This is a genomic window from Sphingomonas sp., assembly GCF_031426035.1.
Taxonomy (GTDB): domain Bacteria; phylum Pseudomonadota; class Alphaproteobacteria; order Sphingomonadales; family Sphingomonadaceae; genus Sphingomicrobium.
In genome coordinates this window covers 1-25845 of the sequence record NZ_JANPKO010000125.1, presented here as the reverse complement: position 1 = coordinate 25845, position 25845 = coordinate 1, and the positions used below count along the sequence as shown (strand labels likewise).

Below are 25845 nucleotides of genomic sequence, written 5' to 3'. Positions count from 1 at the left end.
TTTCGCTCCCGTCCTCCGCTAGCCAGCCCAGCCCATGACCACAGTTCCAGTCCTCGTCACCGGCGGCGCCGGCTACATCGGCAGCCATGCGGTGCTGGCGCTCAAGGACGCCGGCTGGCCGGTCGCGGTGATCGACGATCTCTCCAACGGAACCCGCTCGGTGGTGCCCCACGACGTCCCGTTCTTCGAGGGATCGGTCGCCGACCGCGACCTGGTCGGGCGGATCCTGGGCGAACAGAAGATCGGCGCCATCCTCCATTTCGCCGGATCGATCGTGGTCCCGGAATCGGTGGTCAAGCCGCTCGATTATTACGCCAACAACACCCTCGCCAGCCACGCCCTGGTGACCGCCGCGGTCGCGGCGGGGGTCCCGCACATCGTGTTCTCCTCGACCGCCGCGGTGTACGGCGCGCCCGAGACCGTGCCGGTCGACGAGTCCGCCGCGACCGCGCCGATCAACCCCTATGGCGCGTCCAAGCTGATGACCGAGTGGATGCTGCGCGATGCCGCTGCCGCTTATCCGTTCAACTACGCCGCGCTGCGCTATTTCAATGTCGCCGGGGCCGATCCCGATGGGCGCGCCGGGCAGGTCGGCAAGGGCTCGACCCATCTGATCAAGGTCGCGGTCGAGGCCGCGGCCGGCAAGCGCGACCAGGTCGATGTGTTCGGCTGCGATTATCCGACGCCCGACGGCACCTGCCTGCGCGATTACATCCACGTCAGCGACCTTGCCGCGGCCCATGTCGCCGCGCTCGAGCGGCTGATCGCCGAGCCCGGCGAGAATTTGATCCTCAACTGCGGGTACGGGCGGGGGCTGTCGGTGCTCGAGGTGCTCGACGCGCTCGACCGGGTCGCTGGCGCCCCGGTGCCGCGCAGGGTGTCGGGCCGCCGCGCCGGCGACCCGCCGCAACTGGTGTCGTCCAACCGCGCCTTGCTCGACACGCTGAAGTGGACGCCGCGCTTCGCCGATATCGACACCATCATCGCGCACGCGCTGGCGTGGGAGCGCTCGCTGCTCGAGCCGGCGTGACGATGCGGCGCTCGCGCTTCCTGCTCGCGCCGGCCGCCGCGCTGCTGCTCGCCGCACAGGCGCCGCCCGCCGACCCCGCCGCAGCCGAGCGGATGCGCAGCCATGTCGCATTCCTGGCCAGCGATCGCCTCGAGGGCCGCGCTACCGGCTCGGCCGGCTACGCGCTGGCCGCCGATTATGTCGCCGCCCAGTTCAAGGCTTTCGGGCTCAGGCCGGGCGCCGGCGACGGCCAATGGTTCCAGCAGGTGCGCTTCCGCAGCGCGCTCAACGCCGCGCCGCCGCTGGTCACCTACACCGCCGGGTCGCGTACCCTGCGACTGACCTCCGGCCGTGACGTCGCGGTCGTCCCGTCGCTGGTCGAGCGCCAGCGCACCTTGCGCGCCGGGGTGGTGTTCGTCGGCCACGGCATCAGCGAGCCGGCGCTCGGCATCGACGAATATGCCGGGCTCGACGTACGCGGAAAGATCGTCGTCGCGCTCGACGGCATGGTGCGCGGGATACCGGGGGACATCGCCGCGCACCTCGAAGTGGCCAAGGAACGCACCGCCGCGGCCAAGGGCGCAATCGGCTTCATCAAGGTCGCCCAGGTCAGCCGCGAAGACGCCCGGCGCCCGGTGTTCCACACGCTCGACGAGGGCGGCACCAAGGTGCTTTCGTCGGCCGGCCTGGCGCTCGAAATGACCATTTCCACCAGCGCCGGGGAGCGCCTGTTCAAGGGCGCGCCAAAGTCGCTGTCGAGCCTCCGCTCGGTGCCCGGCCGCGACGGCCCGATCGCCGGATTTGCGCTGCCGGGGGAGCTCACCATCCAGTCAAGCGGCACCTGGCAAGAGTTCACCAGCCCGCAGGTGATCGGCGTGATCCCCGGCGCCGACCCCAAGCTGCGCGACGAATATGTGGTGGTGATGGCCCACCTCGACCACCTCGGCAAACAGCCCGAGGCCAGGCGCGGCGAGGACGGCATCTTCAACGGCGCGCTCGATAATGCGGCGGGTGTTGCTACTTTGCTCGAGGTCGCCCGCGCGTTCGGCACCTCGGGCGCCGCGCCGCGCCGCTCGGTGATGCTGGTCGCCACCGCCGGCGAGGAACGCGGGCTGCTCGGCGCCTATCACCTCGCTCACAGCCCGCCGGTCCCCGCCGACCGCATCGTCGCCGCGGTCAACCTCGACATGCCGCTGCTGACCTATGATTTCACCGACGTGATCGCGTTCGGCGCCGACCATTCGACGATCGTCGACAGCGTCGCCGCGGCCGGCCGCTCGCTCGGGGTCGGGGTGTCGGTCGACCCGATGCCCGAGCAGAATCTGTTCATCCGCTCCGACCATTACCCGTTCGTGCTGCGCGGGGTGCCGTCGATCTTCCTGATGACCGGCTACGCCAACGGCGGCCGCCAGGCGTGGAGCAATTACCTCGGCCGCGTCTATCACCGCCCCAATGACGATATGAAACAGCCGATCCGGTGGAACGCTGCGGCGCGTTTTGCCGCCCTCAACCACGCCATCGCGCGCTCGCTGGCCGACCAGCCCGGGCGGCCCGAGTGGCGCGCGGGCGATTATTTCGGGCGCCGCCTGCCGCCGGCGCCGGTGCCTGCCCCCGCCCCACCGCGCTGATCTTGACTTGCCCGGCCTGCGACCGTAGGGGCAGCGCCGGTTCATCGAACCTTCCGACAACCTGAAGACCAAGATCACGAGGCAGCCGCGCGCCATGAAGATTCGCAACAGCTTGAAGTCGCTCAAGTCGCGCCACCGGGATTGCCGCGTCATCCGCCGCCGCGGGCGCACCTACGTGATCAACAAGACCAACCGCCGGTTTAAAGCTCGCCAAGGCTAAGCTCCGGGGGAGCTTGGCCGTCTGAGCTCGCCAGGGCTCGGTTTCACGCCTCCGCGAGCGGCTGCAGCAAGTGCTGCTCGATCGCCGCCGCTTCTTTCTCGAAAAATTCCATGCCCCAGCGCCGCCGGACGCGGAACACGGCGGCATGCCGTGCCAGCGCCAGGCACTGGTCGAACTGTGCGCGCGGCGGCTGGATCGCCTGGCCGAGCTTCCAGCGATACGTGTTGTCGAGCACGCCGTAGGCGGCCTCGGCGCCCTTAAGCGGGGTAATGCTGAGCGGTTCACCTGCGGCCGTGCAACGTTCGAGCAAATAGACGCGATCGACCGCGAGCGGCGCCAGTGAGCCGGGCTCGCCCGAGGTTCGCAACGGCACGTGGAACTTGTCCATATCCGACGACACCGGTTCCAGGCCCGCTCCGTCGCGGCCGAGCGCGGCAAGCGCATCGTTCCACAGTTTGAGGCGGGGAATCCCGGCGAACGCCTGCGGCCGACCGGCGGCATCGATCGCAATCGCGCACAGATCGTCCGCCAGCACCGCATGGCCGCGCGCCTCCAGCCACGCCGCCAAGCTCGACTTGCCGCTGCCCGAAGGCCCCGAGAATGCGGCGGCGCGATTCCCCGCGAGGGCGATCAGATTGGCATGGATGGGGAGGTAGGACCGTTGGTGGAGCAGGATTGCCATGACGCTGCCGAGCAGCCACACCCGCACGTCATTGTCGGCCGTGCCGGTGCGCGCGACGATTTCGATGGTGCGCCCACCGGCGATGGTGAACTGGATATCGTCGAACCGCACCGACGCCGTGTCGTTGGCGACCACCAGCCAATTGTCCCACGACGCGAGCGGAGGGTGATCGGTTTGGCGGTAGCGGACGACGACATCCGCGGGACCGGTGCCGGGGTGCAGTTCGGGCAACGCGAGTTCGCTCGCGATTTTCAGGCCGAACGCATGATATTGGTTCAGGAGGGGCTACCACTTGCAGTCATCGGGTCAGCTAATTAGCCCAGCGGGCGTGGAAAGGCGACTGTGATGCCAATCGGCGAATCGACCTCTGTCGTGCGCAACGACAGCATCCCGACAGGTGAGATCGACGGCGAGCTGGTAGCCCTCGACCTCGACAGCGGCCATTGCTTCGGCATGGACCGGATCGGCTCGACCATCTGGCAGATCGCGGCCGAGCCGATCACGATCGGCGCGATTGCCGACGAGTTGGTCGCGCGCCACGACGTCGATCGCGCGCGATGCGTGGCGGACATCCTGCCGTTCATCGAGCAGTTGCTCGCCGAAGGGCTGCTCCGCCAGCTGCCGGCATGATCCACCGCGGGACGGGCGCGTTGCACGCGCTGTTCCGCGATTACCTTGCGTTTGCCGGGTGGAGGGCGGGGGCCGCCGTCGCGTTGATGGCAGGAGGCGCACTGGCGGAGGGCGTCGGCGTGCTGATGATCGTGCCGCTCGCCACGACCGCTGCCGGCGACACCCCACTCCAGGAGATCCACTCCTCTTTGGCCCCGTTGGCGGACCTGCCGCGCGACCACAGGCTGGGCGTGGCGCTCGCCATCTTCCTGGCGGCTATCGCTTGCCGTTCGGTGCTGATTTATGCGCGCGACGTCCTGCTTGCCCGCCTCGAAGCCGGCCACGAGGCTTCGATGCAGTTACGTGCCGCGGCGACCCTTGCTCAACGAGGTTGGCCATTCGCCGGGCAGGTTGGCCAGGCCGGCATGCAATCGCTGCTGCTGACCGACATCCCGCGCGCGTCCGCCGCGGTCACCTTCGGACAGCATGCGGCGGTGGCACTGAGTATCCTGATGGTGCAGTTCGCTTTGGCGACGTGGCTCTCGCCGGCGATGGCGCTGGTCGCGTTGGCCGCGATCCTGGTCGGCTACGCGCTGAGTTGGCGATGGGTCGGTCGCGGCGAACGCAGCGGCATGGAAATTTCGTTCGGCGCCGAGCGCAGCACCGCGGCCGGCTTTCGCCTCCATGCCGGGCTCAAGGCGGCGCTTGCCCAGGGCACCGTGCCCCAGTTTCTCCGCGAATACCGGGTTTCCCTCACTCATTTGCTGACCGAGATTGGGCGCTTCAACCAGGACATCGCCTTGTTGCGCGCGGCCACTGCGATGGGCAGCGCGATCGCGGCCGTCCTGCTGCTGGTCATCGGAGACCGCGTGCTGGAGCTCCCGTTTGCGCTGCTGATCGCGCTGCTCATCCTGTTCGCCCGCATGATCTCCCCCGCCCAGACGCTGCAGCAATCGGTGCAGATGGTGGCGGTATCGGCGCCTTCCTTCGCTGCGATGGAGCGGCGAATCGGCCGGTTGCGGCCGGTCGAGGCGCTTCCCGAGGCGGTCGTGGCGCCGATTGCCTGGAACGAGCTTGGCCTGCGCGGGATAACCTATCGTCATGCGCCCGGCCTCGGCGTGGCAGGAGTTTCGCTGACCCTGCGGTCCGGCGAATGGCTCGGGCTGTCGGGCGAGTCGGGCGCCGGCAAAACCACCCTGGTCGACATCGTCGCCGGCCTGCTGCCTCCGCAGGCCGGTGACATGACGCTCGATGGCCGGCCATTGGAAGGAGGGCTGCTCGACCAGTGGCGCGCCTCGATCGCCTACCTCGGGCAGGGCGACGCCGTGTTCGACGACACCATCCGCGGCAACCTCAGCGCCGACGGGGCCGAAGCCGGCGACCCCGCTTTGTGGCACGTGCTGGAGGTGGTTGGGCTCGCCCGCCGGGTCCGTGGCCTGCCGCACGGCCTGGACGAAAGCGTCGGGGACCGCGGCAGCGCCTTGTCCGGCGGAGAGCGCCAGCGGCTGGCGCTGGCCCGCGCCCTCCTGCGCAAGCCGTCGCTGTTGATTCTCGATGAGGCAACCAGCGCGCTCGACCAGCGGGCCGAGCTTGAACTGATCGACGCGCTCCAGGCGCTCGAGCCACGGCCGGCGGCGTTGCTGGTCGCCCACCGCACCGACCCAATCGCGCGCTGTGATGCGAAATACGAGGTGGGAATGGATTCTGGGCCACCACCCAAGCCGCCGGTGCAACGCCCTTGAGCCAGCATTAACTTTCGGATAAACAATGCGCTAGTTCGGGGGAAATACGATGGACAGGCTGCAAAATACCGATCCGCGGGCGTGGGCCCCTCCGAAGCTGCAGCGCCTCGTTGCCAACCAGGCCGAGAGCGGCAAAGGCAAGAAGAACGGCGACGCGAGCAAGACCAAGTCCTGATTACCCGAGCGGTGAAGGCAATACTGTTCTTGCGGCACATAGCGGTGTGAATCGCTACGCCGGGACGTGGGCCCCGGACTCGCACCTTGACCTTCCCCAGCTTTTTCATGGTTTGACCCGCCTCGATCGGGCAGCGCCCTCCAGCAGCCGCGCGCCCGCGCTGGCCTTCGACCCCGAGGGAGCCGCGGCGGCAAGCTCCGCGACCACCGATGTGGTCGGCCGCATCCGCATCGACCACCGCCGCGACCTCGCAGCCGCGCTCGGCATTGCGGTCGGCGAATTGCTCGACCTGGATGACGCGGCGGTTCTGCTGCGCGCCTGGGAGCGGTGGGGCGTCGACTGCTTCGCCCGCATCGAAGGCGATTTCGCGGCGGCGATCTGGGACCGCCGGGAACGCCGGCTGGTCCTCGCTCGCGACGCGCTCGGCCAACGCCCTTTGTTCTACCGGCGCTTCGGCACGGGGCTGGCATTCGCCGCGCTGCCGCTGCCGCTCGCGCATTTGTCCGGCCCTGCCCGCCCCGACCTGCAGCGGCTTGCGGGGTTCCTCGCGGGCCAGCCCGAAACGGGTGAACGAAGCTTCATTGCCGGGGTGCAAAGAGTGCAGCCGGGCCACTGGGTGATGCTCAACGGCGCGGGGGCGCTGGCCGAGCAGCGCTGGTGGAACCCCGATCTCACGCCCCTTCGCCTCAGTCTCGCGGACGGGGAGGACGCGGTCTCGTGCGAGCTCCGGCGGGCGGTCGCGGGGATGCTTTCGCCCGCCGGCATCTTGACTGCGGCGGACTTGAGCGGCGGCCTCGACAGTTCCCTGGTGGTGGTGACCGCCGCCGCGCTGGCGCCGGAGCGATTGCTCGCCTTGACCGGAGAATCCGCGGACCCGTTCGATCGTCCCGCCGATTGCTTCCTCGATGAGGGGGAGCGGGCCGCGGAGACGGCGGAGGCCGCCGGGGTTCCCCACCGCCGCGTCGCGGTGCCTCCCGAATCGCCGCTGGCCGGCCTCGAACGCTGGCTGCCGTCGAGCCAGGCGCCGTTCGCCAATGCCTGCAACCTGGGCTGGATGGATGCCCTGTACGGCACCGCCCGGGCGGCCGGTGCCGCCACCTATTTGGTCGGCGCGCGGGGCAATATGACGGTCAGCCGCAACGGTATCGGGCGCCTCGCCGAACTGGCCGGGAATTTTAGGCTGGGGACGCTGGGGCAGGAACTGTCAGCGTACCGCAGCTACGCCGGGGGCAGCTGGCCTGGCCTGCTGGCGCTGGCGTTCGGGCACCTCGTCCCGACGGCGGTGTGGAACCGCCTCGCGCCGCCGCATCGTGCGCGCCACAGCGACCCTAGCGGCGGCGCGATGCTCAATCCCGCCAGCCCTTTTCTCGAGCGCGGCGTCGCCCAGGATGCCCCCGACGAAAGCCCCGCTGCCGCGATTGCCGCGATGCACATGGTCGATGAAGGCACCACCTACCATTCGGTGGCGTGCCGCTTCGGCCTCGATGTCCGCGATCCGCTCGGCTCGCGCCGGCTGGTCGAACTGTGCGCGCGACTCCCGGCCGAGCATTATTTCGGTGGCGGGCGGCCGCGCCGGCTCGCGCGCACCCTGCTCGCGGGCAAGGCGCCCGAGCGCGTCGTCAACGCGCGCAAGCGCGGTTACCAGGGCGCGAACTGGCGAGCGGGGTTCGAGCGGGCCCGTCCGCAATTACTGGCTGAAGTCGAGGCTATCGACGCCGATCCCGAACTGGGCGGCTTGCTCGACGTGGCGCGAATGCGGGCAACGCTGCAGGCCTGGCCGGGCGGGAATTGGACCGACTGGGGCCAGATCGAGACGTATCGCTTCACCCTGATGCAGGCGATCGGCGCGGCGCGCTTCGCCCGCTTCGTGCGCGAATCGGGCGGCTGACGTGAAGCGACGCGGGAATCGCCCGAATCTGGCGGAAATCGCGGAGGCGGGGGCATTGCTTGCCGTTGCCGCGGTCGCCATCAGATTGGCGTCGTTCCGGCGGCTGGCGGGATGGATTCGCCGTCCCAAGCTGCCGCTCGTCGACCCCCCGGCGGGCGAGATCGAGCGGGTGCGGCGCGCGATCGATGCCTGGACCCGGCGCCTGCCGTGGCCGCCGAAATGCTTCGCCCGCGGGCTGGCGGCGGTGTGGATGCTGCACCGGCGCGGGATCGTTGCGCATTTGTCCTATGGCGCGGCGACCATCGCCGGCACGCTCAAGGCACATGTCTGGGTGCGCGTCGGCGAGATCGACGTCGTGGGCTGCGACGACGCCCGCGACTATGCGCTGCTGGCTCAATTCCCCAGCTGAGTAGATGAACAATTCGCCGCATCGGTGGTAAGCAGCTGTTCAGTTGTGCCAGGATAGATGCCGACGGTGAGGAGCCGTGTGATGATGAGAGTGAACCGCAAATTGCTGCTGATCGGCGCCGTTGCCGTGACGGCGGCGGCTGGTTACGCCACCGTCGCCTCGGCCCAGGCGCGGCCGACGCCCAAGAACTGGAACTACGAGATCAAGGACGGCAAGCGCGTGCCCAAGGCCAACCGCGTCGCCAATGCCGACGGCAGCTGGCGCGAAGAGGTCAAGCAGGGCAGCTGCATCACGGTCAAGGAACGCACCGCGACCGGCGAGTATAAAGAGACCCGCCGCTGCGATTAGCGGGCGGGCTCAGCTCGCCGCGGGCTTGGGCGCGTCGCCCTTCTTGGCGATGACGCAGGCGGGCAGCTTGAACTGGGCGAGGTCGGCGCACGGACGCACCTGCGCCGTCCCGTCGGGGGCGACGAAAATTGCATAAGCGGTGCCGTCGTCGCAGGTCGCGGTCCACATCGACAAATTCTGATGCTCCTGGACATAGCCGGACTCGTCGACCCGCTTGCAGCGGATGCCGGCGGCCTGGATCGCACGCTTGAGCCCGATCGCGCGGTTCAAATCATTGAGCTGGTGGAGCTGGTCCTGCGCCTGGCTGCGCACGACGATCGGCTTGCGCGGCGCCGCCGGCTCGGGATCGTCGCAGCCGGCTAGCCCGAGTGAAGCGACCAGGATCAATGACAGCGCGCGCATGTGGGCCTCCTTGTTCACAACGGTAACGCGGCAGCCGCGCTAAAGCTTCGCATAGCGGATCTGGACTTTGGCAGCGGCGGCCTTGGCAGTCTCGACCGCTCCTTCGATGGTCGCGCCGCGCGCCAGCGCCACCCCCATGCGGCGATTGTTGAGGGTGTTGGGCTTGGCGAACAGGCGCACATCGACTGGCGCGCCGGCCTCGCCCAGCGCCAGCGCCTCGGCGACACCGTCGAAGGCGAAGTCACTGCTCTCGCGGTCGGCGAGGATCACCGCCGAGGCCGATGGGCCGGCGAGCTCGATAGCCGGGATCGGCAGGCCGAGGATCGCGCGCAGATGCAGCTCGAACTCGTTGGGCGCCTGCGAAATCAGCGTCACCATGCCGGTGTCGTGCGGGCGCGGGCTCAACTCCGAGAAAATCGCTTCGTCGCCGCGGATGAAGAATTCTACGCCAAAGATGCCGTGCCCGCCGAGCGCCTCGACCACCTTGGCCGCTTGCTCCTGGGCAGAGGTGAGGGCTGCCGTAGAGATCGCCGCCGGCTGCCAGCTCTCGCGATAGTCGCCGTGATCCTGGCGGTGGCCGATCGGGGCGCAGAACAGCACCCCGTCGCGGGTCGCCACGGTGAGCAAGGTGATCTCGCTGTCGAAGCGAATGAACTCCTCGACGATCACGCGCGGGCGGTCGCCGCGCATGTTGGCGACGGCATAGTCGTAGGCGGCGCCGACCTCCTCGGGCGTAGCGGCAGTCGTTTGCCCCTTGCCCGAGCTCGACATCACCGGCTTGACCACGCACGGCACGCCGACGCGGCCGGCGGCGTCGATCGCCGCAGCTCGGCTCTCGGCGAATTCATAGCGCGAGGTAACCAGCCCCAGATCGTGCGCCGCGAAGTCGCGGATGCCGTCGCGGTTCATGGTCAGCTGGACCGCCTTGGCCGAGGGCGCAACGCGCCACCCTTCGCCCTCGAGCGCGGCCAAGGTCGCGGTGTCGATCGCCTCGATCTCGGGGACGATCACGTCGGGCCGGTGCTTCTCCACCGCCGCGCGCAGCGCCGCGCCGTCGAGCATCGCGAACACTTCGCTGGCGTCGGCGCATTGCATCGCGGGGGCGTCGGCATAGCGGTCGCAGGCGATGACCCGGCAGCCGAGCCTTTTGGCGGCGATCGCGAACTCGCGGCCAAGCTCGCCCGAGCCGAGCAACATCAGGGTGGCGAGGTACATCGGCGCGCGATAGCGGGGCGCGCTTTCCTGCGCTAGACCGGCGCCGACCCTACGAAAGGCCGGCCATGCGTACCCTGCTTGCCCTCTCCGCGATCGCGCTGATCGGCGCCGCCCAGGTCCCCGCGCCGCCCGTGCCCAAGCCCAAGACCCCGAGCGAGATCGTCGCCGCGGCGCCGGCCGGCGCGTGGCTGGCGATCGACCCCGCCGAGCTGCTGGTGATGGACTTGAAGGACGGCGGCCGGGTGGTGATCCAGCTCGCCCCGGCGTTCGCACCGGTCCATGTCGCCAACATCCAGGCGCTGGCGCGCGCCGATTATTGGCAAGGCGCGGCGATCTATCGCGTGCAGGACAATTATGTCGCGCAATGGGGCAATAACGAGAGCGAGAAGCCGTGGCCGGCGGGGGTCGTGGCGCAGCCGCCTGCCGAATATCACCGGGCATTGAAGGGGCTCGCGATCCACCCGCTCGGTTTCGTCGACGCTTACGCGCCGCGCGCGGGATATTCCGGGGGCTGGCCGATCGCCTACGATCCTCAGGGCGGGACCGCCAACCTCACCCATTGCTATGCGTCGGTCGGGGTCGGTCGTGGCCTGTCGCCCGACACCGGGACCGGCGGCGAATTATATGCGGTGATCGGCCACGCGCCGCGCCACCTCGACCGCAACATCGCCGTCGTCGGGCGGGTCATCGAGGGGATCGACCGCCTTAGCTCCCTGCCGCGCGGGACCGAAGCGCTCGGCTTTTACAAGGAGCGCAGCAGCGATGTGCCGATCGCGCGCATCCGCCTCGCCGCCGACCTTGCGCCGGTCGAGCGGCCATCATTTGAGATGTTGGATACCAGCGGCGCGGCGTTCGCGGCCTATGTGAAGGCCCGTGCCAACCGCGACGACGATTTCTTCATCCGCCCGGCCGGCGGCGTCGATGTGTGCAACGCCCCCGTACCGGTCCGGCGCAAGCCCGCCTGACGGCTAGGCCGCCCAGGCCTGCTGGTCGCGGTTCTTGTGCTGGATCACCACCGGGCCGTGGTGCGAGCGCATGCTCGCCTCGGCCAGCGGCAGCGCCGTGGTGCAGAACGCGCACTCCGCCGACATCCGCCCGATCAGCCAGTGGGTGCGGCCGCAACCGGGGCAGTGGTTGACCTCATGCTCGCGATAAACCGCGTGATAGCCGCGCCCTGAGGGGTCGTGCGCCTTGCGCGTTTCGTTCAGCATCGTGATCGCCATCGCTGGTGGTTCCTTTCGATGGCGATGAACGAGCGAAAGCGGCGCGGGTTTCATCCGGCGTGATTGCGGCGGGGGCTCAGGTCGCGCGCAGTGCCGTGGCGGGACGGACCAGAAGTGCCGGCAATGCGGCGAGCAGAGCGGCGCCGATCGACAGCAATACGGCGGCGAGCGGGGGCAGCGCGAGCGATGCCAGGCTTGGCGAAAATTCGAACTCGAGGAGATAGGTCACCACCGCCCACGCGCCGAGCGCGCCGGCGGCGACCGCGACCAAGGCGACGCTCGCGCTGAGCGCCGCGAACTCGATCAATTGCACCGTCAGCACCTCGCCGCGGGTGGCGCCGACCAGTTTCAATAGCACCATGTCGCGCTGGCGCGCGCGGCGGGTCGACACCACCGAGCCGGCGAGCACCACCACCCCCATGCCGATCGCGAGCAAGGTCGCGATGCGCACCGCGCCTTCCAAGGCGCGCAGCGTCTCGACGACCTGGGTGATGATGTCGGCGACGCGGATGGTGCTGACCATCGGCAGCTCGCGGGCGAGCGCCTGCTCGAGCGCCAGCGTGCCCTGCCCCGCTTCCGGCGCGACCGTCGCCATCAATGTATATGGTGCTCGCTCTAGTGCACCCGGCGCGAAAATAATCGCGAAATTGAACCCGAACGACCGCCAGTCGATCTGCCGCAGCGACGCGATCCGCGTTTCGATCGGACGGCCGAGCACGGCCACCGTCATTTTGTCGCCGACCTTGAGGTTGAGCGCCTCGGCAGCGTCGACATCGAGCGAGATCAGCGGCGGGCCGCGGTAATCGGCCGGCCACCAGCGCCCGGCGACGATGCGGTTGCCCTCGGGCAGCATGGCGGAGAAGGTCAGCCCGCGGTCGCCCCGCAGCACCCACGCGCCCTCGGGGATGTCGCGCATCTGGGCCACCGGGACGCCGTTGACCGCAGTCACCGGGCCGCGCAGCGTGGGCACCAGGCGGAGCTCGGCGGTGGGCACGGTGCGTTGGGCCAGCGCCTCGAAGCGCGCCTTCTCGGCGACCGGGATGTCGACCAGGAACAGCGCCGGGGCGCGTTTGGGGATGGTGGTCTGGATCTCGCCGAGCAGGCTCGAGCCGACCGCGCCGACCAGCGCCAGCAGCGACAGCCCAAGCCCCATCGCGACCGCTAGCCTAACAGTCGCGGCGCCGGGGCGGGCAAGCGCGGCAATGCCAAGCCGCATCAGCGGCCCGCTGCGATGCGAGCCGGCGCGCGCCAGCCGGCGAATGAGCAGGCCGAGCCCGGCGAACACCGCGGCCAAACCGGCGAGGCAGCCGACGAGGATTGCGGTGAAGCCGGGGTTGGTGGCGGCGGCAATCGCGAAACCGGCGGCGGCGAGCCCGGCCAGCAATGGCACAATCAGGCGCGACCAGGCTTGGCCTTCGCCAGGCTCGGCTTCGTCGCGAAACACCTCGGCCGGGCGTGTGGCGACCGCTCCGGCGACGGGACCCCACGCCGCGGCGATCGTCACCAGCAGGCCGAACAGGGCGGCGCGGCCGAGTGCACCGACTTGCGGCGACGGGTCGGGGGTCACGGGCAGCCAGCCGGCGGTGGCGCCGGCGACCAGCGCCGGGGTCAGCGCGCCCACCGCCAGCCCGGCGGCGATTGCCACCAGCGCGATCACGCCGACCTCGACCCCGAGCATCGCGCGGATGGTGGCGGCGCGGGCGCCGAGCAATTTGAGCGTGGCGATGGTCGGGCGGCGCGATGCCGCGAAGGCGCCCGCCGCGCTCGAAATGCCGAGACCGCCGATCGCCAGCGACACCAATGCGATCAGCAGGAGCAGTTCGCCGACGCGGTCGATCAGGCGGCGGGTGCCGCCGGCCGCCTCGCTGCGATCGATCGCGCGCCAGCCGCCGTCGGGGAAGCGGCGTTGGAAGTCCTTGGCCAGCGCAATCGTGTCGACGCCGGGAGTGACGACAACGCGGTAGCTGGTGGTCGACAGGCTGCCGGGCTGGATCAAGCCGGTCGCGGTCAGCCCGGCCTCGTCGACCAGCACGGGCGGGGCCAGGGCAAAGCCAGAGGTCGCCGGGAGCGCGCGGACGATGCCGCTGACCCGCAGGCGCCCATAGCCGACCCGAACCTCGTCTCCGACGGCGATACCGAGCCGCTCAGCGAGCTCGGCCCCGACCGCGGCCTCGGCGCCGGCAGGGCGCCGACCACCGGGGAGGAACTCGACGGTGCCTGCGAGGGGCCAGGCGCGGTCGACGCCGCTGAGCTCGACCAATGCGCTGGCGTCACCCTTGGCCAGGGTCGCGCGCAGCGTGGTGACCTTCGAGACGCGCCCGAGCGCATTGATCGCCTGCAGTTCGTTTGCCGTCGCGACGCGCTGGGCGACGCTCAGCGAGAGGTCGCCGCCGAGCAGCCGCCGGCCGTTGGCCGACAGCGCGGAATCGATCGACGAGGCCAGGCTGGTGACCGCGGCGATGCCGGCCACCGCCAGCGCGAGGCACAGCCACAGCAGGACCAGGCTGCCGAGCCCACCGCGCAGGTCGCGGATCGCCAGCCGCAGCGCCTCGCTCATCGGGCCTGGCTCATTCGGTGACGCGCCCGTCGACCATGTGCACGGTGCGCCCGGCGCGCTCCGCGACCGCGGGGTCGTGGGTGATCACCACCAGCCCGGCGCCGGCGGTTCCGGCGCGCTCGAACAGCAGGTCGATGATCGCGGCGCCATTGGCGGCGTCGAGGTTGCCAGTCGGCTCGTCGGCGAGCAGCAGCCGCGGGCGCGGTGCGGTGGCGCGGGCGATCGCCACCCGCTGTTGCTCACCGCCCGACAGTTGCGCCGGATAATGGGTCAGCCGGTGGCCGAGGCCGACCGCCTGGAGCTCGGCGCGAGCCCGAACCGTGGCCTCGGGGGTGCGCGCAAGCTCCATCGGCACGCTGACATTCTCCAGCGCGCTCATCGTCGGCAGCAGCTGGAATGACTGGAGGACGATACCGATGCCGCTGCCGCGCAGGCGGGCGAGGCGGTCCTCGTCGAGCGCACCGACATCCTCGCCGAGCACGGTCGCGCGGCCCGAGGTCGGGCGCTCGAGCCCGGCGATGACCGCCATCAGCGAGCTCTTGCCCGAGCCCGACGGCCCGAGCACCGCGAGCGTCTCGCCCGCCTTCATGCGGAGGTCGGCGCCGCGCAGGATGTCGGTGCGGACATCGCCGCGGCCGAGGGTCAGATGGATATCGGAAAGGTCGATGAGGGGTTCGCGCATCGGCGCTCGCTAGGGCGATTGCGCGGGCGGGGCAATCTCGCGAAAAGGCGGTATGCGCCGTTTGCTCCTGTTCGCCGGTCTGCTGATGGCCGCCTGCCCCGCCCACGCCGCGCCCGACGCGCCCCACATCCTGGCGTTCGGCGACAGCCTGACCGCGGGGTACGGGCTCGACCGCGGCCTCGGCTTCGCGCCGCAGCTGCAAGCCACGCTGCGCCGCCACGGCATCCGCGCAACCGTTTCCGACGGCGGGGTTAGCGGCGACACCAGTTCGGCCGGCCGGGCCCGGCTGGGCTGGACGCTTGACGGGCTGGGCAGCAAGCCGGATCTGGTGATCGTCGAGCTGGGCGCCAACGACATGTTGCGGAACCTCGATCCCCAGTTGGCCGAGGCGAATATCGACGCCATTCTTGCCGAGCTCAAGCGGCGCGATATCCCGGTTCTGCTGGCGGGCATGCGGGCGACGCGCAACCTCGATCCGGCCTATGTCGAGCGGTTCGAGGCGCTCTACCTCAAGCTCGCGCGCAAGCACGGCGTGGCGCTGTACCCATTCTTCCTTGATGGCGCCGCGCTGGTGCCGGGCCGGATGCAGGCCGACGGCATGCACCCCAGTTTCGAGGGCATAAAAGCGGTCGTCACACGCATCGCCCCCGCGGTCATCGCCCGACTTCGGCCCTAGCTCTCCGAGCCGAGACCCTCGAGTGAGATGGGGTCGGCGAACTCGGCGCCGAGCTTGTCGCCGGCGGTCCATTTGACCACCGCATTGGCGCGGTCTTTGCCCGGCAGCATCAGCCACACCCTGGCGCCAATTTCGAAGCGGCCTTCGGACTCAGCCATGAAGCCTGTTTCGGACAGGTTGATGATCCGCGCCTCGATGCCGCTCGCGCCGAGCTCGCGCACGCGCGCGTCGATCTCGACCGGCAAGCGCGGGCTGCCGCGCCGATCGGCCGGGTTCGCGCTCTCGCCAATCCGCGCCTTGATCATCGAAAAATTCATCCCCACAGCCGCTACTCCATGGGAGCGGCGAAACTCATTCCGATACGGCCGTCCCTGACCCATTGGACGCTGCCAATGACTGGGGCGCGGCCAATCAGCTGTAGCCGAATCTCCTCCCCGATATGCGGCGTTGAGGGAAAGATTACCATAGCGCCCGATGACGACAGGTTGACCAGCCGGACGACATGCTTGCGGCCGCGGTGCTCGAGCACGGCGGTTTGTGACTGCGCATCAGTACGCGGTTCGCCGCGTTCGTCGAACACGCGCCGTACCTTGCGGGGGATCATCGCACCGTCCAAACCAAGCTTCGACACGAGCTATCCTCCACCCACGCCAGGCAGCCAAGTGTAAATTGACGGAGCTTAAAGATTGGTTGGCGCTGCTTTTATGGTCACGACTGTGGCGCCGGTGCGACTGGCAGCAACCATTCATCCTGTGTATGGTTAAGTGCCGGCATGACCGTCCGACCGCTCGGGTTATTTGTTTCAGATTAACGGGTTATCGAAATGCGTAGGCTTAAATCCCTCATCCTGTTCGGTGCTGTTGCCGCGTTCCCCGGCGCGCTTGCTTACGCCCAAGTGGCGCAGACGCCGCAGGCCCTGCCGCCGGCCGCGCCACCCGCCGCCGTCCCCGCGCCGCAGCCCCCGGTGGTGGTGCTCCCACCGCCGCTGTGGGATCCGCGCGACGCACAGGAGTTGCTCGCCTTCATCAGCCAGATCGGCGGCGAAGGTCTCGATCCGGCGGACTATGACCCCGCCGGGCTGATCGCCGCCCTGCGCTCGGGCAATCCGCAGGTTCTCGCGCAGGTTGCCAGCGACCGCTTCAACCGCGTGGCATCCGACCTCGCGCTGGGCCACGTGCGCGGGAAAGAGCGCGAAGACTGGCACATTCCGGACCCCGACCTCGACAACGGGCGGCTCGACCAGCTGCTCCGCGCGGCGGTCGCCGAGCGCCGTGTCAGCCACACGCTGCGCAGCCTGCTGCCGACGCACCCGCAGTACCGCGACCTCAAGAACGCGCTGTCGATTACGCCGCGCAGCGAAGTCGCCAAGAGCAATCGCATCCGCCTCAACATGGACCGCTGGCGCTGGCTGCCGCGCGACCTCGGGGCGAAATATGTCATCGTCAACGTGCCCGCTTATTATGTCGCGCTGGTCGAGAACGGCACCACCCGGTGGCGCCAGCGGGCGATCGCCGGGGCGATCAAGACCCCGACGCCGATGCTCACCGCGACCGCGTCCGGCGTGATCCTCAACCCGTGGTGGGAAGTGCCCAAGAGCATCGAGCCCGAAGTCCGCGGCAAGAAGGGCTATGTCCCGGTCAAGGGCAAGGACGGCAAGGTCCAGCGCTGGCGCCAGCCGCCGGGGCCGTCCAACGCACTCGGCCACCTCAAGTTCGTGATGCCCAACCCGAAGGCGATCTTCCTGCACGACACCAACGCCCGCAGCCGCTTCAACAATGACGTGCGGTCGCTCAGCCACGGCTGCATCCGCACCCAGAACGTCCTCGACCTGGCGACCGAGTTGCTGACCGACGATGCCGGGGAGTGGACCAGGGAGAAGATCGACGAGGCGCTTGCGTCGAAAAAGACCGTCCAGGCCAATTTCGTCAAACCGCTGCCGGTCTACATCGTCTATTTCAGCTCGGCGGCCGCGACCGACGGCCGGATCGTCAACTACACCGACGTCTACAAGCGCGACGCCAAGGTCATCGCAGCATTGCTCGACCAGCAGCCCAAGCCGGCGAGCGCCGTCGCATCGCGGTGAGGCCGCGAGGTCGCTCGGATCGAAATCGGAGAGTGCGGCCGCCCGTTCAGGCGAGCTTGTCGGCGTAGATCATGCGGCCTTCGGCGAGGCGGTTCATGACCGACCAGTGACTGGTCCGGCTGAACGCAAAACAGCCCTCGGAGCGGCCCAATTTGCCGTGGATCTCGGCCATCTCGGGTTCGGCGTACCAGGCGTTGTGAATGACGATCGCCCGCGCCTCGGCATTATTGTTCGACCAATCGAGCCCGCGCACTTTCATCGAGACGCCGTATTTGCCGATGTAGGTGTCGCCGGTGACATAGGTGCCATTCGAGCTGGCGAGCGACCCGAACTGGTTCGAGAAATGCTCGAGGAAGCCCGAGTGGACGGGGTCCGAGCCGCGGCCGTGGGCGACGCGGTGGCTCTCGACGCTGCCGTCGATCAGATTGACAAGGTGGAAGCGCGGGTCGCGCGACGCCATCGAGAAATCGACAATGCCGATGACATCGTGGTGGCGGATGTACGGGCGCCGCGCGGCGAGCGCGGCCTTGGCGCGGGCGAACAGATTTGGGTCGATGCCGGCCGGCGCCTGCGGACCGAAGTTGAGCGGTGCCAGGGGATTGGCGGGCCGCGGCGGGGCATTGTACACCAGCGAGGGCATGCCCGAGGTGGCCGCGGACGACAGCATCGCCCCACCCACTCCGACTGCACCCAAACGCAGGATTTCCCGCCGATTCAACGTCATTAACCCCTCCGGAAATGAAGGGTCTCCTATACCAGTCAACAGGTTAACGGTGCATAACCCATGACGATAAGTTGCGCCCTCCATCGCGCTGTGCCAACGCTTCGTCGCATCGGCAGCGGCGCGCGGCAATTCCCGCAGCGGCATCGCGCGCCTTGCCAGTGCGTAACGCCGCTGCTAAGGGCCGCCCCGCTGACGCTGTCTCGTGCCGCGTCGGCCAATTCGCATTGGGATCAGCAAACGGTCGCGCCCGTCGGGGCGAGCCGCGGCTGTTCGAGGGCCGGCTGTCGGCCGCTAGGGAGCTTAACGGGCGTTTATGCAAATCATCGTTCGCGACAATAATGTCGACCAGGCGCTGCGCGCGCTCAAGAAGAAGCTGCAGCGCGAGGGCGTTTATCGCGAGATGAAGCTTCGCCGTCATTACGAGAAGCCGTCGGAAAAGCGCGCCCGCGAGCGGGCGGCCGCGATTCGCCGTGCCCGCAAGCTCGAGCGCAAGCGCGTCGAGCGCGAAGGCACCCCGCGCTAGGCTTTCCAATCGATTCGCACCCCGCGAAGGAGCTGTCATGTCCGTCGCCGAGGCTGCCCACCGTCCCGCCGTCCGCGGCAGATCCGTCAAGATATGGCTGGCGTTCCTGGCCCTGATCGCCGCCGGCGTGCTGCTGGCCTGGATCGGCGCCGGCTCGCTGCGCGGTGAGACCACCCCGAGCGGGCTCAAGTTCCGTACCATCGCAGCCGGCACAGGCCCGCAGGTCAAGGCGGTCGACGGTGTTCTGATCGAATATGAGGGACGGCTCGCCGACGGCACGGTGTTCGATTCGAGCGAGGGCCGCGGGCCGACGCCGATGATCGCCGGCCAGGTCATCCCGGGCTTCGCCGAGGCGCTGACTAAGATGCAGAAGGGCGGTCGCTACCAGGTGCGCATCCCGGCCGCGCTGGGCTATGGCGCGAGCCCGCCGCCGGGCAGCCCGATCCCGGCCAACGCCGACCTCGAGTTCGACGTCCATGTCGTGCAAGTCGTGCCCAACGCCGCTTTGATGCAGGGCGCGACGCCGGCCCAACCCCAATAATCTAGGTTTTCGCCGCGGCTTCGCCCGCCCGTCGTTTGGCCTCGCCGCTTCCGCTGATCTGCTCGAGGGCGACCTTGATGGCGGCCACGATCGGGTCGGCGAGCAGGAGCCCGAGGATTCCGAACAAGGCGCCGAACAGCAGCTGCGCGGCAAGCACCAGCGCGGGGGCAAGGTCGACGGTCTTGCGCGCAATGTACGGGATGATGACGTAGCCATCGAGATTCTGGACGAAGAAATAGACGAAGATCGCCCACACGCCTTCGCTGGTGCCGGCGCTGAAGCCAACCGCGACCATCAGCACGCCGGAAATGATCGCGCCGATGTTGGGCAGGAACGCGAGCAGGCCGGTGATCAGGCCGAGCAAGGCTGCCATCGGCACCCCCCCGACCCACAGCATGGCGAAGGTGAACAGCCCCTCGACCACCATCCCGACCAGGCGGCCGAACATCAGCCGGCGCAGGGTGAAGCCGACACGGTCGCTGATCGCATAGAAGCCGTCGCGGTGGCGCACCGGCAGCATCCACGCCACGCCGCGGTCGTAGAGGCGCGGCTCCATCGCGATGAAGATACCGATGACGAAGATCGCCAGCATCGAGGTCACCGCGCCCAGCGCCGACGACACCGCGGTAGTCAGCCGGCCGACCCCGCCCAGCACCTGGCTGGTGAGGTTGGCGCGGGTGCCTTCGGGCACCAGGCCGAACTCCGTGGCCATGCCCATCAGCCGGTTGGCCTGCTCGGTGACCACCGCGCGCAAGGCCTCGGCCTGCGCGGCGAGCGTGGTCCCCGCGTAGTAAAAAACCCAGCCGACGAAGGCGAGCCCGGCGAGCACGACCAACGCCAGGCGGAAGCCGCGGCGGATCGGCAGCACCCGCCCGAGCAGCCGCGCGCCGCCGTCGAGGATGACCGAGAATACCAGCCCGCCGATGATCAGCAGCAGCGGCTGGGCAAGCACCACCACGCCGACGATGAGCAGCGCCATGCCGAGCCACACCGCGGCGCGCTGGACTTCGTGGCGCAGCCTGGGGTCGGTGAACTCCGCCGGCCCCGGCCGCTCGTCACGCACCGCGCTGGCCGGTCGCCGTGCCACTCAGTTGCCTTGCCCGCGCAATGAATCGCCGGCGCGGCCGCCGCGCAGCGACTGCACCCAGCTCAGCGGGTTGAGCCCGGTTGACCCGTCGAGCGAGAAGGTGATGAACTCGGCGCGGCCGCCGATATTCTCCCACGGCACCGGGCCGCCGAGCCCGTTCTCGGGGGCGCCGAGGCCGAACCGGCTGTCGGCGCTGCGATCGCGGTTGTCGCCCATCAGGAACAGATGATCGGCGGGCACCTTGACCGGCCCGTAGTCGTCGCCGGGGCTGCGGCCGAGGTCGATGGTGTCGTAAGCGACGCCATTGGGCAACGTCTCGCGCACGATCGGCAGGCGGCAGAATTCGCCGCCGCCGCCGCGCCCACCGCGCACTAGCGATCCCTGGAATTCGAAGCCGCACGGCACGTTGGCGTCGACCGGAACCATCGCCGGCGGGCGCCGCTCGGCGCGCACCGGGCGACCGTTGATCGACAGCCGCCCGCCGCGCACCTCGATGGTATCGCCGGGCAGCCCGATCACGCGCTTGATATAGTCGTCGCTCTGGCCAGGCGGGGTGACAATGACGATGTCGCCGCGCTCGGGCATGTTGCCGAGCAGGCGCCCCTGCCAGTGGGGCAGGACGTGGAAGCTCGGGCTGACCCACGACCAGCCATAAGGATATTTGCTGACCACCAGCCGGTCGCCCTTGAGCAACACCGGCATCATCGATTCGGACGGAATGTAGAATGGCTTGGCGACGAAGCTGTGGAACGCGAGCACCGCCAGCAGCACCCACAGCAGGCCCTTGATCTCGCGCCAGATGGCGGAGCCGGCAGATTCGCTTCGGCGCTCGCCCGGCTCGGTCGCCGGTCCGTCCGACGCCGGGTCGGCGGTCAGGGTTGAACTATCGTCGCTCAATCAAGGCTCCATCTTGCGCGCGAAGAGGATGACAAACGCCTGCGCCCAGGGATGATCGTCGGTCATGGTCAGGTGAATGTCGATGGCGTGGCCCGACGGGGCGAGCGCGTCAAGCCGGACCCGGGCGCCGCCGGTTAGGTGGAGCGTCGGCGCGCCCGAGGCTGCGTTGACCACCCCGATGTCCTTCATGAACACGCCGCGCTTGAAGCCGGTGCCGACCGCTTTGGAAAATGCTTCCTTGGCGGCGAAGCGCTTCGCCAGCGTGCCGGCCACGGTGTGCGGGCGCCGGGCGGCCTTGGCCCGCTCGGTGTCGGTGAACACGCGTTGGAGGAAGCGGTCGCCGAAGCGGTCGAGCGATTTCTGGATGCGCTCGATGTTGCACAGGTCAGAGCCGATCCCGACGATCACCGCGCCGCGTCCATCGCCGCGCGCATTCGCCGCACGCTGTCTTCAAGGCCGGTGAAGATCGCCTCGCCGACCAGGAAGTGGCCGATGTTGAGTTCGGCGAGCTGGGGAATGGCGGCGATCGGCGCGACATTGTCGAACGTCAGGCCGTGGCCGGCGTGGGGCTCGATTCCGTTCTTGACGGCGAGCGCGGCGCAGTCGGCGATGCGTCGGAGCTCATCTGACCGTTCTTCGCCATCGACATGAGCGAAGCGTCCCGTGTGGAACTCAACCACCGGCGCGCCGAGCCTGAGCGCGGCCTCGACCTGGCGCTCGCTGGGCTCGATGAACAGGCTGACGCGGATGTTCGCGCCGCTCAATTTCTCGACATAGTAAGCGAGGTGGTTGCGCTGTCCGGCGGCATCGAGCCCGCCCTCGGTGGTGCGTTCCTCGCGCTTCTCTGGGACGATGCAGGCGGCATGCGGGCGGTGGGCGAGCGCGATCGCCAGCATCTCGTTGGTCGCCGCCATCTCGAGGTTCAGCGGCAGGTCGATCTCGGCCATCAGCCGGTCGATATCGCCGTCGGTGATGTGGCGGCGGTCTTCGCGCAGGTGCGCGGTGATGCCGTCGGCGCCGGCAGCGGCGGCGGCGATCGCCGCGCGCACGGGATCGGGATGCTCGCCGCCCCGTGCGTTGCGGATGGTCGCGACGTGGTCGATGTTGACGCCGAGGCGCAATTGGCCGGTCACGCCGCCGCCCGGCTCCCGGGCTTGATCGCGGGGATCGCGGCGAGCTCGGGCGGCAGCGCGCTTTCCTCATAGGTCGGGACGTCGATGCGGATCAGCGCGGTGAACGGCACGCCGAGATCGACGCTGCCGTTGGAGCGGTCGACCAGCGCGGCGGCGCCGATCACCTCGCCCCCGGCGCGGCCGATCGCGGCGATCGCCTCGCGCGACGACAGGCCGGTGGTCACCACGTCCTCGACCATCAGCACCCTGGCGCCGGCCGCAAGGGCGAAGCCGCGGCGCAGCTCGAACACGCCCTGCGGCCGCTCGACGAACAGCGCGGGCGTGCCGAGCGCGCGGCCCATCTCGTGGCCGATGATCACCCCGCCCATCGCCGGGGAGACACCGACGTCGGTCTTGTCGCGCAGGTCAGTCGGAAGCTTGACGGCGAGCGCCTCGGCCAGGCGGCTCGCCCGGCGGGGATCCATCAGCACCCGCGCGCACTGCAGATAGCGCGGGCTGCGCAGGCCCGAGGAGAGGATGAAATGCCCCTCGAGCAAGGCGTCGGCGCCGCGGAATTCATCCAGAATCTCGTCGTCGGTCATGGCCATCCCGTGCAATTCACCGGCCCGTCCAATAGGCGTGGCGCAGAGGCGCTTCAACCTAGCGAATAGCCTGTGCAGATGGGCGCTTGAGGGTGGCGGAACCCGCGCCTATAAGGCCGCCGAATTGGCGACCGCCGAGTGGCGCGACCCGTCCCACGCATGACACCCGGGGTGCGAATGAAACTGATTGGATGGGCCATCGCCTTGGCCGTGGCCGGGCTGACACCGGCAAACGCGGCGGCGCCTGCCGTTGCGCCCGCAACGACGACAACAACTGCGACGGCCACCCCCCCAGTCGACCACAGCGCGCACATGGCCGCGACCCCGGCGGTCACCGCGCCGAACGCGGGCATCGGCTACCCGGTCGGCGGCAAGGGCATCCAGCCGCAAGTCACCGATATCGGCCGCGAGGCGCAGGCGTTCCACGACAATTGGCTGCTCGTGCTGTGCGCGGTGATCAGCCTGTTCGTATTAGGCCTGCTCGGCTATACCATGGTGCGCTATCGCCGCGCCGCCAACCCGACCCCGTCGCGCAACTCGCACAACACGCTGATCGAAGTGATCTGGACCCTCGTCCCGGTGCTCATATTGGTCGCCATCGCGATCCCCTCGATGCGGCTGTTGAAACACCAATACACCCCGCCCAAGGCTGATTTGACGGTCAAGGTCATCGGCAACCAATGGTATTGGACCTACCAATACCCCGACAATGGCGGGTTCGAGATCGTCTCGAACATGCTCAAGGAAAAAGGCGACGTCGCCGCCGGCCAGCGCTTCCGCACCGATGCCGACGGTCCGCCGATGTTGGCGGTCGACGAGCGGCTGGTGATTCCCGCGGGCAAGGTGGTCAAGTTCATCGTCACCAGCAATGACGTCATTCACAGCTTCGCGGTCCCGGCGTTCTGGACCAAGATGGACGGCAATCCGGGCAAGCTCAACGAGACCTGGGTCAAGGTCGACCGCCCCGGCGTCTATTTCGGCCAATGCTCCGAGCTGTGCGGCGCGCGCCACGGCTACATGCCGGTCGCGGTCGAGGTCGTCCCCCCGGCGCAATATGCGGCGTGGGTAGCGTCCAAGGGCGGCACCATGCCCGGCGCTCGCCCGGCGGCGGCGCCCGACAGCACCGGCTCATCGCCGGTGACCGCGGCGGCGACCCCGGCGACAGCCCAGCCCGAGGCCAACGCTGCGCCCGACACCGCGGCGACCCGCCCGGCGACGACTAATCAGGCCGCGACGGCCCAGAATTAACAGCGGAACCAGACCAAGATGAGCACCATTCCCGCCGACGCGCTGCCGCTCAAGAGCCACGAGGCCCATGACGCGCACCACGACGCCGACCACAAGCCGGGCTTTTTCGTGCGCTGGTTCATGTCGACCAACCACAAGGACATCGGCACGCTGTATTTGATCTTCGCGATCGTCGCGGGGATCATTGGCGGCGCAATCTCGGGCGTGATGCGCGCCGAATTGGCCGAGCCCGGCATCCAGATCCTGACCCAGGGCTGGCCGCTCGGCGCGGGCAGCGGCAATTTCGACGAGGCGCTGCACCACTGGAACGTGCTGATCACCGCGCACGGGCTGATCATGGTGTTCTTCATGGTCATGCCGGCGATGATCGGCGGCTTCGGCAACTGGTTCGTGCCGCTAATGATCGGCGCGCCCGACATGGCCTTCCCGCGCATGAACAATATTTCGTTCTGGCTGCTGGTGCCGGCGTTCCTGCTATTGCTCGGGTCGACTTTCGTGTCGGGCGGGACGGGATTGGGCGCGGGGACCGGGTGGACGGTCTATGCGCCGCTCTCGACGAGCGGCTCGGCGGGGCCGGCGGTGGACATGGCGATCTTCTCGCTCCACTTGGCGGGCGCGAGCTCGATCCTCGGCGCGATCAACTTCATCACCACCATCTTCAACATGCGCGCGCCGGGCATGACCCTGCACAAAATGCCGCTGTTCGTGTGGTCGATCCTGGTCACCGTGTTCCTGCTGCTGCTGGCGCTGCCGGTGCTGGCGGGGGCGATCACCATGCTGCTCACCGACCGCAATTTCGGCACCACCTTCTTCGACGCCTCGGGCGGCGGAGACCCGGTGCTGTACCAGCACCTGTTCTGGTTCTTCGGCCACCCCGAAGTGTACATCATGATCCTGCCCGGGTTCGGGATGGTCAGCCAAGTGGTGGCGACGTTCAGCCGCAAGCCGGTGTTCGGCTATCTCGGCATGGCTTACGCGATGGTCGCGATCGGCGTGGTCGGGTTCGTGGTGTGGGCGCACCACATGTTCACCATCGGCATGGACATGAACACCAAGATGTATTTCACCGCGGCGACGATGATCATCGCGGTGCCGACGGGGGTCAAAATCTTCTCGTGGATCGCGACCATGTGGGGCGGCTCGATCAGTTTCGAGACGCCGATGCTGTGGGCGATCGGGTTCATCTTCCTGTTCACCGTCGGCGGCGTGACCGGGGTCGTGCTCGCCAACGGCGGGGTCGATAATTACATGCACGACACCTATTATGTCGTCGCGCATTTCCACTATGTGCTGAGCCTCGGCGCGGTGTTCGCGATCTTCGCCGGCTTCTATTACTGGTTCCCGAAAATGTCGGGCAAGATGTACAATGAGGTGCTCGGCAAAGTGCACTTCTTCGTCATGTTCGTCGGCGTGAACCTGATCTTCTTCCCGCAGCACTTCCTCGGGCTCGACGGCATGCCGCGGCGAATCCCCGATTATTCGCCCGCGTTCGAAAAGTGGAACCAGGTCTCGACCCTCGGATATATGGTGATGGCGTCGGGGATGGTGATCTTCTTCATCAAC

30 protein-coding genes are annotated in these 25845 nt (G+C 68.7%); 16 read left to right on the top strand and 14 right to left on the bottom strand.

The window, feature by feature from the left end:
- Positions 1-34: 34 nt before the first annotated feature.
- The 3 genes from galE (at position 35) to ykgO (ending at position 2857) form a co-directional block, all read left to right on the top strand.
- A complete protein-coding gene (gene galE / locus RMP08_RS09255) occupies positions 35-1030 on the top strand; it encodes a UDP-glucose 4-epimerase GalE (protein WP_310468707.1) in 996 nt (331 codons plus the stop codon).
- A 2-nt stretch (positions 1031-1032) separates the two neighbouring features.
- Entirely contained in the window at positions 1033-2637 is a 1605-nt protein-coding gene (locus RMP08_RS09250; protein ID WP_310468719.1) for a M20/M25/M40 family metallo-hydrolase, read from the top strand.
- A 94-nt stretch (positions 2638-2731) separates the two neighbouring features.
- On the top strand, positions 2732-2857 hold the full coding sequence (gene ykgO / locus RMP08_RS09245) for a type B 50S ribosomal protein L36 (protein ID WP_006833921.1): 126 nt from the start codon (positions 2732-2734) through the stop codon (positions 2855-2857).
- A 43-nt stretch (positions 2858-2900) separates the two neighbouring features.
- On the opposite strand, the gene RMP08_RS09240 is transcribed toward ykgO, so the two are convergent.
- On the bottom strand, positions 2901-3770 hold the full coding sequence (locus RMP08_RS09240; RefSeq protein ID WP_310468706.1) for a hypothetical protein: 870 nt from the start codon (positions 3768-3770) through the stop codon (positions 2901-2903).
- 114 nt (positions 3771-3884) lie between these two features.
- Between RMP08_RS09240 and RMP08_RS09235 the strand changes: the two genes are divergently transcribed.
- From RMP08_RS09235 to RMP08_RS09210, 6 genes are all read left to right on the top strand, one after another.
- Positions 3885-4169 carry a PqqD family peptide modification chaperone gene (locus tag RMP08_RS09235; protein ID WP_310468705.1) on the top strand — a complete coding sequence of 95 codons (285 nt, stop codon included), beginning with the start codon at positions 3885-3887 and terminating at the stop codon, positions 4167-4169.
- Positions 4166-5890 (top strand): ATP-binding cassette domain-containing protein, encoded by a 1725-nt coding sequence (locus tag RMP08_RS09230; protein WP_310468704.1) that lies wholly within the window; start codon positions 4166-4168, stop codon positions 5888-5890. Before RMP08_RS09235 ends, RMP08_RS09230 begins: the two co-directional genes overlap by 4 nt.
- Before the next feature lie 49 nt (positions 5891-5939).
- Positions 5940-6065, top strand: a complete 126-nt coding sequence (locus tag RMP08_RS09225; protein ID WP_310468703.1) for a hypothetical protein — start codon at positions 5940-5942, stop codon at positions 6063-6065.
- Positions 6066-6177: 112 nt separating this feature from the next.
- The gene (locus tag RMP08_RS09220; RefSeq protein WP_310468702.1) at positions 6178-7953 is read left to right on the top strand and encodes an asparagine synthase-related protein; all 1776 of its coding nucleotides are present in this window, start codon (positions 6178-6180) and stop codon (positions 7951-7953) included.
- Between the two features lie 55 nt (positions 7954-8008).
- Complete coding sequence (locus RMP08_RS09215) at positions 8009-8362, top strand: lasso peptide biosynthesis B2 protein (protein ID WP_310468701.1); 354 nt, start codon at positions 8009-8011, stop codon at positions 8360-8362.
- 81 nt (positions 8363-8443) lie between these two features.
- Positions 8444-8710, top strand: a complete 267-nt coding sequence (locus tag RMP08_RS09210) for a hypothetical protein (protein ID WP_310468700.1) — start codon at positions 8444-8446, stop codon at positions 8708-8710.
- A 9-nt stretch (positions 8711-8719) separates the two neighbouring features.
- Here RMP08_RS09210 and RMP08_RS09205 read toward each other — a convergent pair whose 3' ends face one another.
- Positions 8720-9112 carry a hypothetical protein gene (locus RMP08_RS09205; protein ID WP_310468699.1) on the bottom strand — a complete coding sequence of 131 codons (393 nt, stop codon included), beginning with the start codon at positions 9110-9112 and terminating at the stop codon, positions 8720-8722.
- A 39-nt stretch (positions 9113-9151) separates the two neighbouring features.
- Positions 9152-10327, bottom strand: a complete 1176-nt coding sequence (gene purT / locus RMP08_RS09200) for a formate-dependent phosphoribosylglycinamide formyltransferase (protein ID WP_310468698.1) — start codon at positions 10325-10327, stop codon at positions 9152-9154.
- 65 nt (positions 10328-10392) lie between these two features.
- On the opposite strand from purT, the gene RMP08_RS09195 reads away from it, so the two are divergent.
- Positions 10393-11292, top strand: coding sequence for a peptidylprolyl isomerase (locus RMP08_RS09195; protein WP_310468697.1), 900 nt, complete (start codon positions 10393-10395; stop codon positions 11290-11292).
- Positions 11293-11295: 3 nt separating this feature from the next.
- Here the strand turns inward: RMP08_RS09195 and RMP08_RS09190 are convergent, their stop codons facing one another.
- From RMP08_RS09190 to RMP08_RS09180, 3 genes are all read right to left on the bottom strand, one after another.
- The gene (locus RMP08_RS09190; protein WP_310468696.1) at positions 11296-11550 is read right to left on the bottom strand and encodes a hypothetical protein; all 255 of its coding nucleotides are present in this window, start codon (positions 11548-11550) and stop codon (positions 11296-11298) included.
- 76 nt (positions 11551-11626) lie between these two features.
- A complete protein-coding gene (locus tag RMP08_RS09185) occupies positions 11627-14107 on the bottom strand; it encodes an FtsX-like permease family protein (protein ID WP_310468695.1) in 2481 nt (826 codons plus the stop codon).
- A gap of 10 nt (positions 14108-14117) precedes the next feature.
- Entirely contained in the window at positions 14118-14789 is a 672-nt protein-coding gene (locus RMP08_RS09180; RefSeq protein ID WP_310468694.1) for an ABC transporter ATP-binding protein, read from the bottom strand.
- A gap of 52 nt (positions 14790-14841) precedes the next feature.
- Here RMP08_RS09180 and RMP08_RS09175 point away from each other — a divergent pair, with 52 nt between their 5' ends.
- Complete coding sequence (locus tag RMP08_RS09175) at positions 14842-15465, top strand: arylesterase (protein WP_310468693.1); 624 nt, start codon at positions 14842-14844, stop codon at positions 15463-15465.
- Here the strand turns inward: RMP08_RS09175 and RMP08_RS09170 are convergent.
- Together RMP08_RS09170 and RMP08_RS09165 are read right to left on the bottom strand one after the other, a co-directional pair.
- Positions 15462-15782, bottom strand: coding sequence for a PilZ domain-containing protein (locus RMP08_RS09170; protein ID WP_310468692.1), 321 nt, complete (start codon positions 15780-15782; stop codon positions 15462-15464). The two genes, RMP08_RS09175 and RMP08_RS09170, sit on opposite strands and share 4 nt — an antisense overlap.
- A gap of 11 nt (positions 15783-15793) precedes the next feature.
- Positions 15794-16069 (bottom strand): PilZ domain-containing protein, encoded by a 276-nt coding sequence (locus tag RMP08_RS09165; RefSeq protein ID WP_310468691.1) that lies wholly within the window; start codon positions 16067-16069, stop codon positions 15794-15796.
- A gap of 219 nt (positions 16070-16288) precedes the next feature.
- Here RMP08_RS09165 and RMP08_RS09160 point away from each other — a divergent pair, with 219 nt between their 5' ends.
- Positions 16289-17548: a L,D-transpeptidase family protein gene (locus RMP08_RS09160; protein ID WP_310468690.1), complete on the top strand. Its 1260-nt coding sequence runs from the start codon at positions 16289-16291 to the stop codon at positions 17546-17548.
- 46 nt (positions 17549-17594) lie between these two features.
- Here the strand turns inward: RMP08_RS09160 and RMP08_RS09155 are convergent, their stop codons facing one another.
- Positions 17595-18215 carry a murein L,D-transpeptidase catalytic domain-containing protein gene (locus RMP08_RS09155; RefSeq protein ID WP_310468689.1) on the bottom strand — a complete coding sequence of 207 codons (621 nt, stop codon included), beginning with the start codon at positions 18213-18215 and terminating at the stop codon, positions 17595-17597.
- Positions 18216-18585: 370 nt separating this feature from the next.
- Here RMP08_RS09155 and rpsU point away from each other — a divergent pair, with 370 nt between their 5' ends.
- Together rpsU and RMP08_RS09145 are read left to right on the top strand one after the other, a co-directional pair.
- Positions 18586-18795: a 30S ribosomal protein S21 gene (gene rpsU, locus RMP08_RS09150; protein ID WP_310468688.1), complete on the top strand. Its 210-nt coding sequence runs from the start codon at positions 18586-18588 to the stop codon at positions 18793-18795.
- Between the two features lie 37 nt (positions 18796-18832).
- Positions 18833-19336 carry an FKBP-type peptidyl-prolyl cis-trans isomerase gene (locus RMP08_RS09145; protein ID WP_310468687.1) on the top strand — a complete coding sequence of 168 codons (504 nt, stop codon included), beginning with the start codon at positions 18833-18835 and terminating at the stop codon, positions 19334-19336.
- 1 nt (position 19337) lies between these two features.
- On the opposite strand, the gene RMP08_RS09140 is transcribed toward RMP08_RS09145, so the two are convergent.
- The 5 genes from RMP08_RS09140 to pyrE are packed head-to-tail and all read right to left on the bottom strand — an operon-like array spanning position 19338 to position 23034.
- Positions 19338-20423 carry an AI-2E family transporter gene (locus RMP08_RS09140; protein WP_310468686.1) on the bottom strand — a complete coding sequence of 362 codons (1086 nt, stop codon included), beginning with the start codon at positions 20421-20423 and terminating at the stop codon, positions 19338-19340.
- Positions 20424-21320 carry a signal peptidase I gene (gene lepB, locus RMP08_RS09135; RefSeq protein ID WP_409049783.1) on the bottom strand — a complete coding sequence of 299 codons (897 nt, stop codon included), beginning with the start codon at positions 21318-21320 and terminating at the stop codon, positions 20424-20426. It abuts the gene before it with no gap.
- On the bottom strand, positions 21321-21728 hold the full coding sequence (gene acpS / locus RMP08_RS09130; protein WP_310468685.1) for a holo-ACP synthase: 408 nt from the start codon (positions 21726-21728) through the stop codon (positions 21321-21323).
- Entirely contained in the window at positions 21725-22453 is a 729-nt protein-coding gene (locus RMP08_RS09125) for a pyridoxine 5'-phosphate synthase (protein WP_310468684.1), read from the bottom strand. Before RMP08_RS09125 ends, acpS begins: the two co-directional genes overlap by 4 nt.
- Entirely contained in the window at positions 22450-23034 is a 585-nt protein-coding gene (pyrE, locus tag RMP08_RS09120; protein WP_310468717.1) for an orotate phosphoribosyltransferase, read from the bottom strand. Before pyrE ends, RMP08_RS09125 begins: the two co-directional genes overlap by 4 nt.
- A gap of 312 nt (positions 23035-23346) precedes the next feature.
- Here pyrE and coxB point away from each other — a divergent pair, with 312 nt between their 5' ends.
- Positions 23347-24282, top strand: a complete 936-nt coding sequence (coxB, locus tag RMP08_RS09115) for a cytochrome c oxidase subunit II (protein WP_310468683.1) — start codon at positions 23347-23349, stop codon at positions 24280-24282.
- An 18-nt stretch (positions 24283-24300) separates the two neighbouring features.
- Positions 24301-25845, top strand: a 1545-nt coding sequence (gene ctaD, locus RMP08_RS09110; RefSeq protein WP_310468682.1) for a cytochrome c oxidase subunit I, incomplete at its 3' end; no start/stop codon positions are given.